The following is a 15,853-nucleotide window of genomic DNA, read 5'->3' on the forward strand; positions in this document are numbered from 1 at the left end:
GGTCGCGGCGTTCCGGGCTAACGGCCCAGCGCCTGGTACTTGCGGACGGCGAGCGGGAGGGCGATCGCCGTGATGATCACCGGCCAGACGGCGGCCATCAGCAGCGCGTGCTCCTCGATCCAGCTGCCCCCGGTGGGCAGCGGGTTCCCGTACAGGTCGCGGATCGCGTTGGCGGTGGACGAGACCGGGTTCCACATCGCGATCCAGCCCAGCCAGTCCGGCATCAGCGACGGCGGGGTGAAGACGCTGGAGATCATCCCGAACGGGAAGGCCACCGCGAAGAGGTTGCCCGCCGCCTCCTGGTTCGGCACCAGCAGGCCCAGGTACACCCCGATCCAGATCAGCGCGAAGCGCAGCATCAGCAGCAGCACGAACGCGTAGAGCGTGGCGAGCAGGCCGCCGTCCGAGCGCCAGCCGACGATCAGCGCGATGCTCGCCATGACCACGAGGTCCAGCGCGGCGTGCAGCAGGTCAGAGACGCCGCGCCCGGCGACCACGGCCGAGGGCGTCATCGGCATCGACCGGAAACGGTCGGTGACCCCGCGCTCCTTCTCGATGGTGACGGCCATCGCGGTGTTCATGAAGCCGAAGGCCATCGTCATGGCGAACATGCCCGGCATCGCGAAGTCCTTGTAGTCGGCGCCGCCGCCGACGTCCATGGCGCTGCCGAAGACGTACACGTACAGCAGCACCGAGACGATCGGGAAGCCCAGTTGCCAGGCGATCAGCGAGGGCTGCTTCACCAGATGCGTCAGATCGCGCCGGACGATCGTCCAGCAGTCGGCGAACGCCCAGTACAGCCGGCGCTCGGGCTCGGCCAGCCGGTCGGCGGCCGGGGACCCGGTGGTGGCGGTGGTGGTGCTCATGCGACGCTCCCCTCCTCCTTCTCGCTCTTCTCTGTTCTCCCGGACTTCTCCGGCTTCCCGGCCTCCGTGGTCTCTCCGTCGCCGCCGGTCAGGCGGAGGAAGACCTCGTCGAGGGTGGGCCGGCGGAGCCCGATGTCCGCGATCCGCGCCCCCGCCTCCTGCAGCGTGCGGGCCACCTCGGTCAACGCGGCCACGCCGTCCCGCACCGGCGCGTGCACCTGGAGCCGCTCCTCGTCGGTGCGCGGCCCGACGCCCCTGGTCACCCGGGCCACCGCCTTGACCGCCACCGGCAGGTCGTCCGGTTCCTCCACCACGACCTCGATGCGGTCGCCGCCCACCGCGCGCTTCAGCCCGGCCGGGGTGTCCTCGGTGATCTTCCTGCCGTGGTCGATGACGGCGATCCGGTCCGAGAGCTGGTCGGCCTCGTCCAGATAGTGGGTGGTCAGCAGCACCGTGGTGCCGGCGGCGGTGAGCTGGCGCACCGCCGCCCACACCTCGCTGCGCCCGCGCGGGTCGAGGCCGGTCGTCGGCTCGTCGAGGAAGAGCACCTCGGGCGCCAGGATCATGCTGGCGGCCAGATCGAGCCGCCGGCGCATGCCGCCGCTGAAGGTCTTCACCTGCTTGTCGGCCGCCTCCGCCAGCGAGAACCGCTCCAGCAGCTCGTCCGTCCGCCGGTGCGCCCGCCCGTGGTCCAGATGGAACAGCCGGGCGAACATCCGCAGGTTCTGCCGGGCCGTGAGTATCTCGTCGACGGCCGGGTTCTGTCCGGTCAGCCCGATCCGGCGGCGCACCTGGCGCGGCGCGCGCCGGACGTCGTGGCCGCCGACCGTGGCCCGCCCGCCGTCCGGGCGGAGCAGGGTGGCGAGGATCCGGACCGTGGTGGTCTTGCCCGCTCCGTTCGGCCCGAGCAGGCCCATCACCGTGCCGCGCCGGACGGCCAGGTCGAGGCCCTCCAACGCGGTCTTGTCTCCGTAGCGTTTGCGCAGCCCTTCGGCCACGACCGAGTAGTCGGCGGTGTCAGCCATGTGCCCCGTCCCGTGCGTCGTGGATGGCGGAAATAAACTGGGTACGTTGTACTCACTATAGCCACACAGCGTACGGCGTACCCAGATTATTTCCGCCGGCGGACTTCGGACCTCGGAGCGGCACCATGACGACGGCACACAGCGGCAGCGGCGACCTCAACCGCAGCCTCCAACTGCTCTGGCAGGGGCGGGAGACCGCCACCCGGGGACCCAAGCCCGGGCTCACGCTGGAGGCGATCGTCACCGCCGCCGTCGGGGTCGCCGACCGGGAGGGGCTGGCCGCGCTGTCGATGCGCCGGGTGGCCGCGGAGCTGGGCGTCGGCACCATGTCGCTGTACCGCTACGTGCCGGGCAAGGGCGAGCTGCTGGACCTGATGCTCGACCACGTCAACGCCCCCGGCAAGGAGGAGCAGGAGGAGTACCGCGGCAAGCACTGGCGGCCCCTGCTGGAGCTGGTCGGCGTCAGCATGTTCGAGCTCTACCGGAGCCACCCGTGGCTGCTCCAGGTCAACCAGACCCGGCCGCTGCTCGGACCCAACTCACTGCTCGGCTTCGACATCGCGCTCTCCTGCCTGGAAGGGCTCGGCCTCACCGGCCAGGAGAAGGTCACCATCATCGTGACCCTGGACTCGTACATCACCGGCATCGCGCGGACGTACGTCCTGCACCAGCAGGCCGCCGAGGAGTCGGGCATCACGGACGAGGAGTTCTGGGCGGCCCAGGCCCCGATCATAGAAACCGCCCTGCAGAGCGGCTGCTACCCGCACGTCTTCCAGCTCGACGAGGACAGCTTCTCCCTCCCCTACGAGGACTCGATGCGCTTCGGCCTCGCCCGCCTCCTCGACGGCCTGGAAAGCTTCATCGAGACCCGCCGCGGGCGTCAGCGGACGTAGCGCTTGAAGATGTCCGTCTCCAGCGCGAAACCGACGGGCTCGGGAAGGGCGACCTCCTCGCCGAACGACACGGTGTGGGTGTCCCGGTAGCGCCCGCGCTCGGGCCCGCTGTGCACGGTGACCGTGGAGGCGTCGCGATCGATCAGCAGGTACACGGGGATGCCGGCGGTCGCATAGGCCGCCGGCTTCTCGAGGCGGTCGCGGCGGTCGGTGTCCCGGTCGTAGGAGGTGATCTCGACGGTCATCAGCGCCCCGTCCGGATCGGCCCACTCGCCGGCTCCGGCGAAGTGCGCCACCGGGGCCAGGACGCCGTCGGGGCGGACCCGGCCCTGCCGGTAGGCGTCGATGCGCAGCCCTCGCCCGAGATACAGGTTCAGCTCGGGCCGCGCCTGAAGGCAGCGCCTGATCAGCCACATCCCGATCGTGCTGTGGTCGCCGTCAGGCCCGCGCTTCACCTCGACACGCCCGTTGAAGAACTCCAGCCGCACGGTCTCGGGCGCCGACGCGGCGAGTTCCTCGAAGTCCTCGACCTCCATCTGGGGTCTTTCCGGCGTCATCCGTGCCTCCTTCGGAGGAAGCATCACCCGCGCCGGACAGCGCTCGCCACGGGATCACTCGTTCGACGGGCGACGGCCGGCGAGGCCGAGGCGGCGGAGGCCGACGATGACGACGACGGCGAGGGCCAGTATCAGGACCGTGGAGCCGGAGAGCCCGTCACCGTCGTCCTCGCCGGCGGAGCCGCCCGCCGCCGCGTCCGTGTCGTCGCCCGACTCGCCATCCGCGTCCTCCTCCTCGTCCGGGCGCGGTTCGGCGTGGTCCGGGCGCAGCTGGCCGGTCAGTTCGGACGGTTCGACCTCGCTCCGCTCGCCCTCCGTGCCGAACATCAGCCAGCCGCCGTCCGGCGTGAAGGTGACCGACTCCCCCTGGTCCTGGAACGGCATCGGCACCTGCTGCTCGATCGGCGTGGGCGCGTCGTCCTCCCAGCGGTACATCTGCGAGGTGAAGTACCCGCGCAGGAACAGCCGGGTGCCGTCCGGCGAGAACGCGCCGTCCGTCACCCACAGGTCGAGGTCGGCGACCGGTTCCAGCGTGGTCACGTCCGACTCCGAGAGACCGCTCTCGGGTGCCGCGTACAGCGTGCCGCCCTCGTCGCTCTTCTCGGCGACGTAGACCCGGCCGGTCTGCGGATGCACCATCAGCGCCTCGGCGTCGCGCGGCCCGTCGGCGTACGTCACCGGGTAGATGGTCGGGGTGACGGTGGCGTCGGCCAGCTGCTGCGGCTCCGCGAAGCGGTAGATCCACACCTCGGGCCAGTTGCCGCCCGTGTTGTCCCCGATGTCCGCGACGTAGAGGTCTCCGTCGGGTCCGATCGAGATGGCCTCGACGTCCCTGGCCTCGACTCCCTCCAGCGTTATGGTGGCGAGCGTCTCCCCGGTTTGCGCGTCCACGGCGTACACGTACGGCAGCGAACCGCCGTTCGGGTCGCTGTCGTTGTGGGTCCAGTACACGCCGGGGTGTCGGCTGCTGGCCTGGAGGCCGCTGGACTCCGTGATGCGCGGGTCCTCGATGGTGAACGCGGACGGTGGGTCCGCGGCCGCGGGCACGGCCGTCGCGGCCAGGGGCGCGAGCAACGGCGCGAGCGCCAAGGCGATGACGGTTCGGGGCGACATGGGCCCAAGCCTGCCATCCGGTCACCTCGCCAGGGCACCGGCAACGCCAGGAACGCGCCACTCTCGGTCACTCGGTGAAGTGTTTGCATCAACTCGGCGTACAGACAGAAAATTTACGACCGGCATAGCCGGCATATCAGTCAGTTGTGTTGCACAGCCACCTGCGCCCAATCTAGGTTCCCTGCCCATGAGTGGACATGGTCAAAACATTCCGGCGCCGACCGCGCCGCTGCCGACCCCGGCGACCGACGGACCGGACAAGAAGCTGGTCATCGTCGGCATCGTGGGCTCGGTTCTCGCCGTCCTCGGTTCCTTCCTCGGCTGGGTCACCGTCGAGGATGCCGACGAATCCCTCGCCGGCACCGACGGCGACGGCGTCTTCACCCTGATCACCGCGGCGATCACGGCAGTCCTGCTGATCGTCGGCATGGTCACCAGGAAGGGCATGGTCGCCGCCTCCGCCGCGGTGCCCGCGCTGATCACCTTCGCCATCGGCCTGCTGAACTTCCTCGACCCCGCGCGTCTGGCCAAGGCCTCCGCCGAGGGCGACGAGGCGTTCGAGGGCGCGTCCTCCGAGGAGATCGACGCGATGATCGAGGGCATCGAGTGGACCACGGCCGCCGGTCTCTGGATCGTGCTGCTGGGTGCGCTGGCGGGCGTGATCGCGGGGGTCATGGCCGGCCTTAAGGCTCGCTCCAGCAACTGATCGCAACACATCGCACACCGCACAACCCGTCCGCGCTGTCAGCCCGCCAGGGTCGGCAGCGCGGACGCTTGCCTAGAGTGCGCTCCACGGCGTTGGGTGGGGAACATGAAGTACACGCAGCTTGGACGCACCGGGCTCAGGGTGAGCCGACTGGTCCTGGGGACCATGAACTTCGGTCCGCACACCGATGAGGCGGACAGCCACGCGATCATGGACGCCGCGCTCGACGCGGGCGTCAACTTCTTCGACACCGCCAACGTTTACGGCCGCGATCCGCGGGGCCGCACCGAGGAGATCATCGGCTCCTGGTTCGCCAAGGGCGGCGGCCGGCGCGAGAAGGTCGTGCTGGCCACCAAGGTCTACGGCCCCATGACCGCCGACGGCAGCCCGGCCTGGCCGAACCACGACAAGCTCTCGGCGGTCAACATCCGCCGTGCGGTGGACGCCAGCCTGAAGCGGCTGCAGACCGACCACATCGACCTGTACCAGTTCCACCACATCGACCGGAACTCCCCCTGGGAGGAGATCTGGCAGGCGATCGACGTGCTGGTGCAGCAGGGCAAGATCGTCTACGCCGGTTCCTCGAACTTCGCCGGCTGGCACATCGCCCAGGCCAACGAGGCCGCCGCGCGCCGCGGCTCGCTCGGGCTGGTCAGCGAGCAGTGCCTGTACAACCTCGCCGAGCGCCGCGCCGAGATGGAGGTGCTGCCGGCCGCCGAATCGTACGGGCTCGGCGTCATACCGTGGTCGCCGCTGCACGGCGGGCTGCTCGGCGGCGCGATCCGCAAGGAGCGCGAGGGCGGCGGGCTGCGCAGCTCCGGCGGCCGGTCGGGGGAGGTGCTGGCCGACCCGGCGCAGCGCAAGCAGATCCAGGCCTACGAGGACCTGGCGGAGAAGCACGGCCTGGCCCCGGGCGAGCTGGCCCTGGCCTGGCTGCTGACCCGCCCGGCCGTCACCGGGCCGATCGTCGGACCGCGGGTGGGCGAGCAGCTCGACTCGGCGGTGCGCGCGGTGGACCTCGACCTCGGCGAGGAGCTGCTGAGCACGCTCGACGAGATCTTCCCCGGCACGGGTCCCTCGCCGGAGGCGTTCGCCTGGTGAGACGTGCCGGTCGCGGCGGTGCGGGCAGTCAGCCCAGCGCCGCCGCGACCGCCACCACGGCGAGCAGCACCACGAGGGCGGCGCTGACGAGCCGCGTTCTGGTCTTGGTGTTCACGCCCCAACGGTAACCTTCCCGGCGTCGTGGCCGGCCGACCGGCCGCTCAACGCCTCACGTCCCCTCGGCGGCACGGCCGCCGAGCGGCCACGTGGCCGCCGGGACGTAGGTGTGCGCGCCGGGGCGTTCGTCCGCGTTCGCGTTGCGCATCAGCACCAGCTCGGCGGCAAGCCACTCGCGGCCGGTGAACGGCGCCAGCGCCGCCGTGTACGGCGCGAACGCCACCGGCCGGGGCGAGCGCACGTTGCGGGCCACGGTGAGGTGCGGCCGGTAGCTGGGGTGGCGTTCCGCGGTCTCGGGCAGGCCGAGCGCGAGCCCGTCCTCGGCCGTCGCCGCGGCGAGCCCGGCGAGCGTCGTCCGGTCGCCGGCGACGCCGGCGCCCAGCGCCCACTCCCCCAGCGACTCGCCTCCGGCGAGCCGCAGCGCGAACGGCTGGAGGGCCCGTGCGGTGGCGGCCAGCCGGTCGCCCAGTTCGGCCAGTCGGTCGGGGTCGGAGATCTGGCCGTAGTAGGCCAGCGTGATGTGCCAGCCGTCCCGTTCGGTCCAGCGCAGCCGTTCCGCGTCCGGCAGCGCGGCCAGCTGCCGCACCACGCCGGCCAGTTCCTCGGCCACCGCGGGCGGCGGCAGTATCGCCGTGAAGTAGCGTTCGCTCACTCGTTCGGTCCTCCGTTCGTCCTGCGGGCTAGCATCTCCCAGATGGAGATCAGAAAGGGCGGAGAGGGCGACCTCCCCGTGATACTCGGCATGCTGGACGGTGCCGTGGATTGGCTCGTCGCCCGGGGGCGCACCGGGCAGTGGGGCACCGAGCCGTGGTCGGCCCGGCCGCGGGCGGTGGAACGGGTGGGCGAGATCGTCAGGTCGGGCACGCCGTGGCTGGCGGAGATCGACGGCCAGCCGGTGGGCACCATCACCCTGAGCCCGGAGCACAGCCCGTACGTCGCGCCGCCGCCGGAGCCCGAGGTGTACGTGCACCTGCTGGTGACCGACCGCCGGCACGCCGGGCGGGGCATCGGCGCCGCGCTGCTCGCCCACGCGGTGGCCGAGGCCCGCAGGGAGGGCGTCGGCCTGCTCCGCGTCGACTGCTACGCGGGCGACGACGGCCGGCTCGTCGAGTTCTACCGCGGCCAGGGCTTCGAGCCCACGGAACGCTTCACCGTCGGCGACTGGCCGGGCCAGTTGCTCGCCCAACGGGTCTGACACCACCCGGGCGTCTCGCCCGGCGGGCGAGACGCCCCGTGCCGTCCGCGCGACCCGGCGCGAACGTCAGCCCGCGCCCCCTCGACGTGAGCGGGGACCACCACCCCCCACGGGAGTGGCCCGCCGCGGGAGTGGGTCACGCCGTGGCGGTCAGTTCCTCAGGGTCGCGGGCGTCGCGAGGGACCAGCATCACGCCTCGGTGGCCGGCGCGCAGGCTGATCCGCACCCGCAGGCCGGCGATCCGGGCCAGCACCAGGGCCACCGCGACGGCCACGAGGACGCAGATGGCGCCGCCGGTCAGCATGCCGGTCCGGGGCCCGAACGTGTCGGTGACCCAGCCCAGCAGCGGGCTCCCGATGGGCGTGCCGCCCACGAAGACCATCATGTAGATGCTGATCACCCGCCCCCGCATCGCCGGCTCGCTGGCCATCTGCAGTCCGCTGTTGGCGGTGACCACGAAGGTCATGCCGGCGATCCCGATCGGCGCCATCAGCAGGGCGAACACCAGGAAGTTCGGGGCCAGCGCGGCGGCGAACAGCAGCACGCCGAAGAGCGCGCCGGTCAGCACCGTGAACCGCATCCGCCGCCCGCCGCGCCGCGCGGCGAGCAGCGCGCCGGCCACCGAGCCCGCGGCCATCAGGGTGTTCAGCAGGCCGTAGGTGTCGGCGTCGGCGTGGAAGACGTGGTCGGTGAACGCGATCACGAACACCGGGAAGTTGAAGCCGAAGGTGCCCACGAAGCCGAGCAGCACGATCGGCCACAGCAGGTCGGGCCGGCCGCCGACGTACCGCAGGCCCTCCATCAGCTGGCCCTTGCGACGCGGCGCCCGCTCGGCCGGCACCAGCTCGGCGGGGCGCATCAGCAGCAGCCCGATGATGGGCGCGATGAACGAGAGGCCGTTGCAGAGGAACGCCCAGCCGCTGCCGACCGTGGTGATGACGAAGCCGGCCACGGCCGGGCCGATCAGCCGGGCCGACTGGAAGTTCGCCGAGTTCAGGGAGACCGCGTTGCGCAGCAGGCGGGGACCGACGATGTCGGTGACGAAGACCTGCCGGGTGGGGTTGTCCACGACGGTGATCAGGCCGAGAACGAGCGCGAGCGCGTAGACGTGGTAGACGTTGACCTGGCCGCTGAGGGTCAGGGCGGCGAGTGCCAGGCCGGTGATGCCCATGGCCGCCTGGGTGCCGAGGAGCAGTCTGCGCTTGTTGACCCGGTCGGCGAGCACCCCGCCGTAGAGGCCGAAGAGGAGCATCGGCAGGAACTGCAGGGCCATCGTGATGCCGACGGCCGCGGCGGAGCCGGTGAGCGTGTGCACCAGCCAGTCCTGGGCGATGCGCTGCATCCAGGTCCCGATGTTGGATATCGAGGAGCCCAGGAAGTAGATCCGGTAGTTGCGGATCCGCAGGGAGCTGAAGGTGGTGATCAAGGTCGAGTCGTCGCTGGGTTTTCCGGTCGGGGCGGGGGCGGAGTCTCCTCCGTGTCCCGAGCTCAAGTGGAACACTCCTTCTCGAAGGACGCGCTGGGTGGTTCGGATCGGCTCGGTGGGGGCGATGGCGGCGAACGTCAGAGGTGCGCGAGCTTGTGCAGGACGGGGGCGGCGTCACGCAGCCGGGCCCACTCGTCCTCGTCCAGCTGGGCGGCCAACTGGCTGAGCCACTCGTTCCGCTGGGACCGGCTCGCCTGGAGGATGGCCTGGGCCTGGTCGGTGGCGGCGACCAACTTCTGCCGGCGGTCCTGCGGATGCGGTTCGAGGCGGACCAGCCCGCGGTCCTGGAGCACCGCGATGATGCGGGTCATCGAGGGCGGCTGGACGTGCTCCTTGCGGGCCAGCTCACCCAGCGGCATGGCGCCGCAGCGGACCAGCGTGCCGATCGCCGACATCTCGGCGAGGCTCATCGTCTGGTCCACGCGCAGGTGGCGAAGTCGACGGGAGAGTCGCAGCACACCCATCCGGAGAGCGTTGACCGCGGCGAGATCCTCCGCGCTGTCCAACGTGGCGTTCGGCATGGCAGTCAGACTATCTCATTAGCTTGGCTAACGAAATATGTGCGGCACCGCACCTCGTCGCCGGCCCCGGGAGGCCGCCTCGGTAAACTCCGGGTCAGGCGGTCAGTGCCTGATCAGGAGGGGCGTCCGGATGCGCGTGAGTGAGTGGACGAGCGGACAGCGCGAGTCCCCGGAGCCCTACGAGGGCAACGTGGTGGCCACGATCCTGGTCGGCACGGTGATCTGGGGCGTGCTCTTCGTCGCGCAGCTGCCGTTCTACGGTTGGTACCGCGACCATGACCACGACTGGTGGATCTGGTGCTGCCTCGCCGCCACCGGCGGCGGCCTGCTGGCGCTCTGGTACGTCAGCCGCCGCGAGGCCGCCATCCGGGCGGCGCGCGCTGCGCGCGACGCGCGCGAGAAGCCCGCCGCGGGCGGGGGTCCGTCGTCGAGTGCGGACCGCGAAGCGTCAGGACCGTGACGGCCGAGGACGACCCGGGGCCACGCCGGCGGGACGCCGGCGAGCGGACGTCGCGGCACGACCGCGACGAGGGGACCGAACCGGCAACGGCGGAGGCGGCCGCGTCGGACCCGCCTGGCCCTGGGGCCGGCCCCGGCGCCGGAGCGAAGCCCGTCACCGAGGCGCCGTCCGGGGCGGGGGCGGAACCCCCGAAGGAGGGTGGCGGGCGGGGGCTCACCTCCGCCGAGGTGGGCGAACGGGTGGCGCGGGGGGAGGTGAACGACGTTCCCGTGCGGTCGTCGCGGTCCGCCCGCGAGATCGTCAGGTCCAACGTCCTCACCCTGTTCAACGGCATCATGGGCACGCTGTTCGCCATCATCCTGGTGGTCGCGCCGATCCAGGACGGCCTCTTCGGCTTCGTCGTGGTCGGCAACTCGCTGATCGGCATCGTCCAGGAGCTGCGCGCCAAGCGCACCCTGGACAACCTCGCGGTGGTCGGCGAGGCCCGGCCGGTCGTCCGGCGGGACGGCGAGACCCGGCAGGTGGCCACGGCCGAGATCGTGCTCGACGACGTCATCGAGCTCGGCCCGGGCGACAAGATCGTGGTCGACGGCGCGGTGGTCGAGGCGGACGGCCTGGAGGTCGACGAGTCGCTGCTCACCGGCGAGGCGGAGCCGGTCGTCAAACAGCCGGGAGACCAGGTGATGTCCGGCAGCTTCGTCGTCTCGGGCGGCGGCGCGTTCACCGCGACCAGGGTCGGCCGGGAGGCGTACGCGGCGCGGCTCGCCGAGGAGGCGTCCCGGTTCACCCTGGTCAACTCCGAGCTGCGGAACGGCATCGGGCGGATCCTGAGGATCTGCATCGCGCTGATGGTGCCGGCCGCCGTCGGGCTGGTGCTCAGCCAGCTGCTGGTCGAGCACTCCGACACCTTCGAGGCCGTCCGGCGGATGGTCGCCGGCATCGTCGTCATGGTGCCCGAGGGCCTGGTGCTGATCACCTCGGTCGCCTTCGCCATCGGCGTGATCCGGCTCGGCGGCCAGCAGTGCCTGGTGCAGGAACTGCCCGCGATCGAGGGACTGGCCCGGGTGGACGTGGTCTGCCTGGACAAGACGGGCACGCTCACCGAGGGCGGCATGGACGTCTCCGAGCTCCGCCTGCTGGACCCGGCGGGCGGAGGCGGCGACGAGGACGGGGACGAGGAGCGGGCGCAGCAGGTGCTGGGCGCCCTCGGCGCGGCCGACCCGCGGCCCAACGCGAGCCTGCGGGCGGTGGTCCAGGCCTACCCGGAGCCGGCCGGCTGGCGCGCCACCGACACCCTGCCGTTCTCCTCGGCCCGCAAGTACGGCGGCGCGGCGCTCGCCGAACCGGACGGGACGGAGAGCGTCTGGCTGCTGGGCGCGCCCGACGTGCTGCTGCCGGAGGGCGACCCGCGGCTGTCCGCCGTGGACGAGCTCAACGCGCGAGGGCTCCGGGTGCTGCTGCTGGCCCGTTCGGAGCGGGACCTGGCGCACGTGGCGGTGGCGGACGCGGCGGCGATGGCGCCCACCGCCCTGGTGGTGCTGGAGCAGCGGCTGCGGCCCGAGGCGCCCGACACCCTGCGGTACTTCGCCGAGCAGTCGGTGGACGCGAAGGTCATCTCGGGAGACAACGCGGTGTCCGTCGGCGCGGTGGCGGCCAAGCTGGGCCTGCCGGGCGCCCAGGCGCCGGTGGACGCCCGCCGGCTGCCCCCGGAGCCCGACCCGATGGGCGAGGCGGTGGAGCGCGGCGCGGTGTTCGGCCGGGTGTCGCCGCGGCAGAAGCGGGAGATGGTCGGCGCGTTGCAGAGCCGCGGGCACACCGTGGCGATGACCGGCGACGGCGTCAACGACGTGCTGGCCCTGAAGGACGCGGACATCGGCGTGTCCATGGGCTCGGGCTCCGAGGCCACCCGGGCGGTCGCCCAGATCGTGCTGCTGAACAACAGCTTCGCCACCCTGCCGTCCGTGGTGGCGGAGGGCCGCCGGGTCATCGGCAACATCGAGCGGGTCGCGAACCTCTTCCTCACCAAGACGGTCTACTCGGTCGTCATGGCCTTCGCCGTCATCGTCACCACCGTGCCGTACCCGTTCCTGCCGCGGCATCTGACGCTGCTGTCCACGCTGACCATCGGCACCCCGGCGTTCTTCCTCGCGCTCGCGCCGAACCGGGAGCGGGCCAGGACGCACTTCGTGCGCCGGGTGCTGCGGCTCGCGGTGCCGTTCGGGCTGATCGCGGGCGCCGCCACGTTCGCCGTCTACCTGCTGGCGCGGGCGCACTACGGCGGCACGAGCGCGACCCGGGAGGCGGAGACCTCGGCGGCGACGCTGACGCTCTTCCTGATCGCGCTGTGGGTGCTGGCCATCGTGGCCCGGCCGCTGAGCTGGTGGCGGGTGCTGCTGATCGGCACCATGGCCGCCGGCTTCGCGCTGGCCATCACCGTGCCGGTCGCCCAGCGGTTCTTCGAGCTGGAGCTGACCGGGCGGCAGATGCCGTTGACCGCGGTGCTGGTCGCGGCCGCGGCCGGGGTGCTGCTGGAGGTCGCCTTCCGGCTGGCCCCACGCCGGGTCCCCGATCTGCCGGACCGGCCGCCCGGCGGGCGCCCCGCCGCCTGACGGGGCGCACGTCGGGTCGGGCGACGCGCGGAAACGCGAACGACCCCCACCGCCGTGAGGGTCGTTCGTCGGGTGTTTCGCACCGCCGGCCCGGAGGCCGCCGAGACCGGCGGTGCGCCAACCGCGCCGTCATGGCCGTGCGGCCACGCGACGTGCTTCGCACTGGCGGTCCGGAGGCCGCCGAGACCGCCAGTGCGAGCCTGGGGTGGCGGGACGGATCAGTCCTCGTGGACGTCGTCCGCGCCGGGGCCGCCGGACAGCTGGTCCGTCGCCGGGCCGCCGTGCAGCAGGTCGTCGCCGCTGTTGCCGTAGAGGACGTCGGCGTCGGGCCCGCCGTAGAGGTCGTCGTGGCCCTTGCCGCCGAGGATCAGGTCCTCGCCGCTGTTGCCGAAGATCGTGTCGGCGCCGCCGTTGCCGTGGATCTCGTCGTTCCCGCGGCCGCCGTAGAACGACGAGCTCCGGTCGTTGCCCCAGATGTAGTCGTCGCCGTCGTCGCCGTGGGCGCTGCTGGCGTTGTTGAGGCCGTCGTCGCCGGGCCCGCCGTACTGCATGCCGCCGGTGAGCCAGTCGTCGCCCTCCTCGCCCCAGATCATCGTCCCGCCGGTGGCGCGGATGTTGTCGCTCCCCGCCCCGCCGTGCACGGCGTTCTCGTCGCCGGCGTCGATCACCAGCGAGTCGTGGCCGTCGCCCAGGTCGACGATCACCCGGGTCCAGAAGTCCCCGAACTCGGTGAGCGTGCAGAGCACCCGGGTGGTGTCGGCCGCGTCCGGGTGGACGCAGCCGTCGCCCGCGGCGATCGGCACCACGTCGTCGATGACGAACTCCGTGCCCGGGTTGGGGCCCTCGGTGATGGTCGCGCTGCTGTGCACGTCGCCCGAGGTGTAGTAGACGGCGTGGCCGCCGTCGTCGGTGTAGGCCGTGCTCGTCGTGTCCGCGGCGGCCGTGCCCGCCGTCAGCCCCGCCCCCGTCAGAGCGACGGCGCCGAGCACCACCAGCGGTCGGCGGACGCGCGTCGCCGCTGATGCTCCTGTCGTACGCATGATTCCCTCCCCGTGACCCGCCCCTGCGGGTGTTGATGTGGGGTTAGACCCGCGACAGGGGGGACTGGTTGTGCGACGTCAGTCATCAAGCTGGGTGGCGAAGCCGGTGCGCCAGCTCGGCCGCTCCGGCGCCCAACCGCGGCCGCGGGCCAGGGCGTTGCTGGCGCCGCGCGGCCAGTCGGGCCCGTCGGTGGGCCGGGGCGCCCGGACCGGCTCGGGCGCGGGCACGTCCAGGGCCCGGGCCAGCGCCGGCAGCCAGTCGGCGGCCGCGGCCGGCTCGTCGTCCACCACGTTGACGGGTCCCGGGGGCCACGCCAGGGCGGCGACCGCGGCCCGCGCGGCGTCGTCCACGTGCACGAACGAGCTCACCGCCGAGTCGGGCCTGAGGCTGCCGAGGAAACGCGCCTCGGGATCGCCGGCCAGCGCCCTGGCGATCGCGCCTCCCGGCGCGTACCAGGTGCCGGGACCGTAGAAGAGGCCGTAGCGCAGGACCACGGCCTCGGGCAGCTCCGCCGCCGTCTCCTCCAGCGCGCGCACCGCGTCCACCATGCCGGCGCGCGGCTGCTGGCTGGTCGGGTCGAGCGGCACCGTCTCGTCGGCCGGCCCGTCGCCCGGCCGGTACGCCCAGGAGATCGACTGCGCCACGATCCGGCGGACGCCGGCCGCCCGCGCCGCGTCCACCAGATGGCGCGTGCCCACCCGGCGCAGCGTGCCGTTCGCCGCGCCGTCCGCGGCGCCGAGGTCGGTCATCTGGTGGATCACCACGTCGGGGGACGCCTCGACGACCACCCGGCGCAGATCGTCCGGGTCCAGGGCGTCGGCCCGCACGGCCGCCGCGCCCTGCTCCCGGATCCGGTCCAGCCCGGCCGGGGAGCGGGAGGCCCCGGTCACCTCGTGCCCGGCCGCCAGGAGCCTGCCCACGAGCGGCCGACCGATGGCGCCGGTGGCGCCGGTGACGAAAACGCGCATGTGGCCAGGCTAGTCCGCGGCCGAACGCCGCGGCGGAACCGCCCCGAGGGCCCGCCGCGGCTGCGACGGGCCCTCGGGTGGGGGGATTCTCTCGATGGTCAGATCAGCTCAGGTCACGTCACATTCGGTCAGGTCAGGACGCCACCAGGGTGAGGTTGAGGGTGCGGGCCTGGGAGACGTTGCCCGCCTGGTCCCACGCCCGGTAGCGGATCACGTGGTCGCCGAGGTCGTGGATCATGAACGGGTCGGCGTACCGGGTCCAGCCGCTGCCGTCCAGGTTGTACTGGATCCGGTCGACGCCGGAGCCGCCCTCGTCCGTCGCCGCGAACGACACCGTCGCCATGCCGACGTAGGCGCCGTCCGCGTTCCGCTCACCCTCGACCGTCGGGGTCACCCTCGGGGCCGTGGTGTCGTCCTCCGGCGGCGCGACCACCGTGACGGCGGTCGATCCCTCCTCCGAGACGTTGCCGGCCACGTCGGTGGCCCGGTAGGTCACCGTGTGCTCGCCCGGCGTGTCGAGCGGGACGGGGTCCGAGTACGCGGCGAACTCGCCGCCGTCCACGGCGTACTCGATGCTGTCGACGCCGGAGCCGCCCTCGTCCGTCGCCTCCAGCGAGACCGTGGCCGAGCCCACGTAGGCGCCGTCGGCGTTCTGCTCGCCGGCGACGCTGGCGGTCACCTCGGGCGGGGTGGTGTCGTCGCCACCACCGCCCTCCGTGACCACGAGCTCGCCCTCCATGTTGATGTGGCCCGGGATCGCGCAGAAGTAGCGGTAGGTGCCCGGGGTCAGCGTGACCGTGGTCTCCCACCGCCCGCCGTTGGCGTCGTTCGGGCCGGCCAGCAGGTTGACCGACACGTCGTTGTTGTAGTCCGAGTTGGAGACGTCGAACGTCAACGTGTGCGTCATGCCGGAGGTGTTGCCGGTGGCAGCGCTGTTCTCGAACACCAGCGTCGCCTCGCCCGCGACCGCCGTGGCCGGCGCGGTCTCGTAGCTGTTCAGGTCGTTGTCGGCGGTCCAGGTGAGCACCTGCTCGGCCGAGGCCGCGGGAGCGGTCTCGGTCCCGCCGTCCCGCTCTCCGGCCTGGGCGTTGGGTAGCGCCGCCAGGGCGAGTGCGGTGAGGGTTCCCACCACCCCGGCCACCAGGCGAGTGCCGTGCTTCATCAGTTGTGCCCCTTCTTCTGTGCGTGCTGCGGA

The 15,853-nt window shown here is 72.4% G+C and carries 16 protein-coding genes; 6 read left to right on the top strand and 10 right to left on the bottom strand.

Going from position 1 to position 15,853, the window contains the following annotated elements; genetic code table 11:
* Positions 1–17 precede the first annotated feature (17 nt).
* Positions 18–866 (bottom strand): ABC transporter permease, encoded by an 849-nt coding sequence (locus ABGB06_RS08395; protein ID WP_347586887.1) that lies wholly within the window; start codon positions 864–866, stop codon positions 18–20.
* Positions 863–1,891 (bottom strand): ATP-binding cassette domain-containing protein, encoded by a 1,029-nt coding sequence (locus tag ABGB06_RS08400; protein WP_347586889.1) that lies wholly within the window; start codon positions 1,889–1,891, stop codon positions 863–865. Before ABGB06_RS08400 ends, ABGB06_RS08395 begins: the two co-directional genes overlap by 4 nt.
* Positions 1,892–2,016: 125 nt before the next feature.
* Here ABGB06_RS08400 and ABGB06_RS08405 point away from each other — a divergent pair, with 125 nt between their 5' ends.
* Positions 2,017–2,784 carry a TetR/AcrR family transcriptional regulator gene (locus tag ABGB06_RS08405; protein ID WP_347586891.1) on the top strand — a complete coding sequence of 256 codons (768 nt, stop codon included), beginning with the start codon at positions 2,017–2,019 and terminating at the stop codon, positions 2,782–2,784.
* On the opposite strand, the gene ABGB06_RS08410 is transcribed toward ABGB06_RS08405, so the two are convergent.
* Both ABGB06_RS08410 and ABGB06_RS08415 read right to left on the bottom strand, forming a co-directional pair.
* Positions 2,772–3,341, bottom strand: coding sequence for a Uma2 family endonuclease (locus ABGB06_RS08410; protein WP_347586893.1), 570 nt, complete (start codon positions 3,339–3,341; stop codon positions 2,772–2,774). The two genes, ABGB06_RS08405 and ABGB06_RS08410, sit on opposite strands and share 13 nt — an antisense overlap.
* Before the next feature lie 54 nt (positions 3,342–3,395).
* Positions 3,396–4,454, bottom strand: coding sequence for a hypothetical protein (locus ABGB06_RS08415; RefSeq protein WP_347586895.1), 1,059 nt, complete (start codon positions 4,452–4,454; stop codon positions 3,396–3,398).
* Between the two features lie 187 nt (positions 4,455–4,641).
* Between ABGB06_RS08415 and ABGB06_RS08420 the strand changes: the two genes are divergently transcribed.
* Complete coding sequence (locus tag ABGB06_RS08420; protein ID WP_347586897.1) at positions 4,642–5,160, top strand: hypothetical protein; 519 nt, start codon at positions 4,642–4,644, stop codon at positions 5,158–5,160.
* Positions 5,161–5,265: 105 nt separating this feature from the next.
* A complete protein-coding gene (locus ABGB06_RS08425) occupies positions 5,266–6,261 on the top strand; it encodes an aldo/keto reductase (RefSeq protein ID WP_347586899.1) in 996 nt (331 codons plus the stop codon).
* A gap of 169 nt (positions 6,262–6,430) precedes the next feature.
* On the opposite strand, the gene thpR is transcribed toward ABGB06_RS08425, so the two are convergent.
* Positions 6,431–7,030, bottom strand: a complete 600-nt coding sequence (gene thpR / locus ABGB06_RS08430; protein WP_347586901.1) for an RNA 2',3'-cyclic phosphodiesterase — start codon at positions 7,028–7,030, stop codon at positions 6,431–6,433.
* A 42-nt stretch (positions 7,031–7,072) separates the two neighbouring features.
* Here thpR and ABGB06_RS08435 point away from each other — a divergent pair, with 42 nt between their 5' ends.
* Positions 7,073–7,573, top strand: a complete 501-nt coding sequence (locus ABGB06_RS08435) for a GNAT family N-acetyltransferase (RefSeq protein ID WP_347586903.1) — start codon at positions 7,073–7,075, stop codon at positions 7,571–7,573.
* A 136-nt stretch (positions 7,574–7,709) separates the two neighbouring features.
* Here ABGB06_RS08435 and ABGB06_RS08440 read toward each other — a convergent pair whose 3' ends face one another.
* Together ABGB06_RS08440 and ABGB06_RS08445 are read right to left on the bottom strand one after the other, a co-directional pair.
* A complete protein-coding gene (locus ABGB06_RS08440) occupies positions 7,710–9,065 on the bottom strand; it encodes an MFS transporter (RefSeq protein WP_347586905.1) in 1,356 nt (451 codons plus the stop codon).
* A gap of 71 nt (positions 9,066–9,136) precedes the next feature.
* Positions 9,137–9,580 (bottom strand): MarR family transcriptional regulator, encoded by a 444-nt coding sequence (locus ABGB06_RS08445; protein ID WP_347586907.1) that lies wholly within the window; start codon positions 9,578–9,580, stop codon positions 9,137–9,139.
* A 130-nt stretch (positions 9,581–9,710) separates the two neighbouring features.
* Here ABGB06_RS08445 and ABGB06_RS08450 point away from each other — a divergent pair, with 130 nt between their 5' ends.
* Positions 9,711–10,040, top strand: a complete 330-nt coding sequence (locus ABGB06_RS08450; protein WP_347586909.1) for a DUF2530 domain-containing protein — start codon at positions 9,711–9,713, stop codon at positions 10,038–10,040.
* Positions 10,037–12,649: an HAD-IC family P-type ATPase gene (locus ABGB06_RS08455; RefSeq protein WP_347586911.1), complete on the top strand. Its 2,613-nt coding sequence runs from the start codon at positions 10,037–10,039 to the stop codon at positions 12,647–12,649. Before ABGB06_RS08450 ends, ABGB06_RS08455 begins: the two co-directional genes overlap by 4 nt.
* Positions 12,650–12,867: 218 nt before the next feature.
* Here ABGB06_RS08455 and ABGB06_RS08460 read toward each other — a convergent pair whose 3' ends face one another.
* From ABGB06_RS08460 to ABGB06_RS08470, 3 genes are all read right to left on the bottom strand, one after another.
* Positions 12,868–13,689: a hypothetical protein gene (locus ABGB06_RS08460; RefSeq protein WP_347586913.1), complete on the bottom strand. Its 822-nt coding sequence runs from the start codon at positions 13,687–13,689 to the stop codon at positions 12,868–12,870.
* Positions 13,690–13,767: 78 nt separating this feature from the next.
* Positions 13,768–14,658, bottom strand: a complete 891-nt coding sequence (locus ABGB06_RS08465; RefSeq protein WP_347586915.1) for an NAD(P)-dependent oxidoreductase — start codon at positions 14,656–14,658, stop codon at positions 13,768–13,770.
* Positions 14,659–14,791: 133 nt separating this feature from the next.
* Positions 14,792–15,820 carry a plastocyanin/azurin family copper-binding protein gene (locus tag ABGB06_RS08470; protein ID WP_347586917.1) on the bottom strand — a complete coding sequence of 343 codons (1,029 nt, stop codon included), beginning with the start codon at positions 15,818–15,820 and terminating at the stop codon, positions 14,792–14,794.
* Between the last annotated feature and the right edge of the window lie 33 nt (positions 15,821–15,853).

Source organism: Streptomyces sp. B6B3, from assembly GCF_039871525.1.
Taxonomy (GTDB): Bacteria; Actinomycetota; Actinomycetes; order Streptomycetales; family Streptomycetaceae; genus Streptomyces.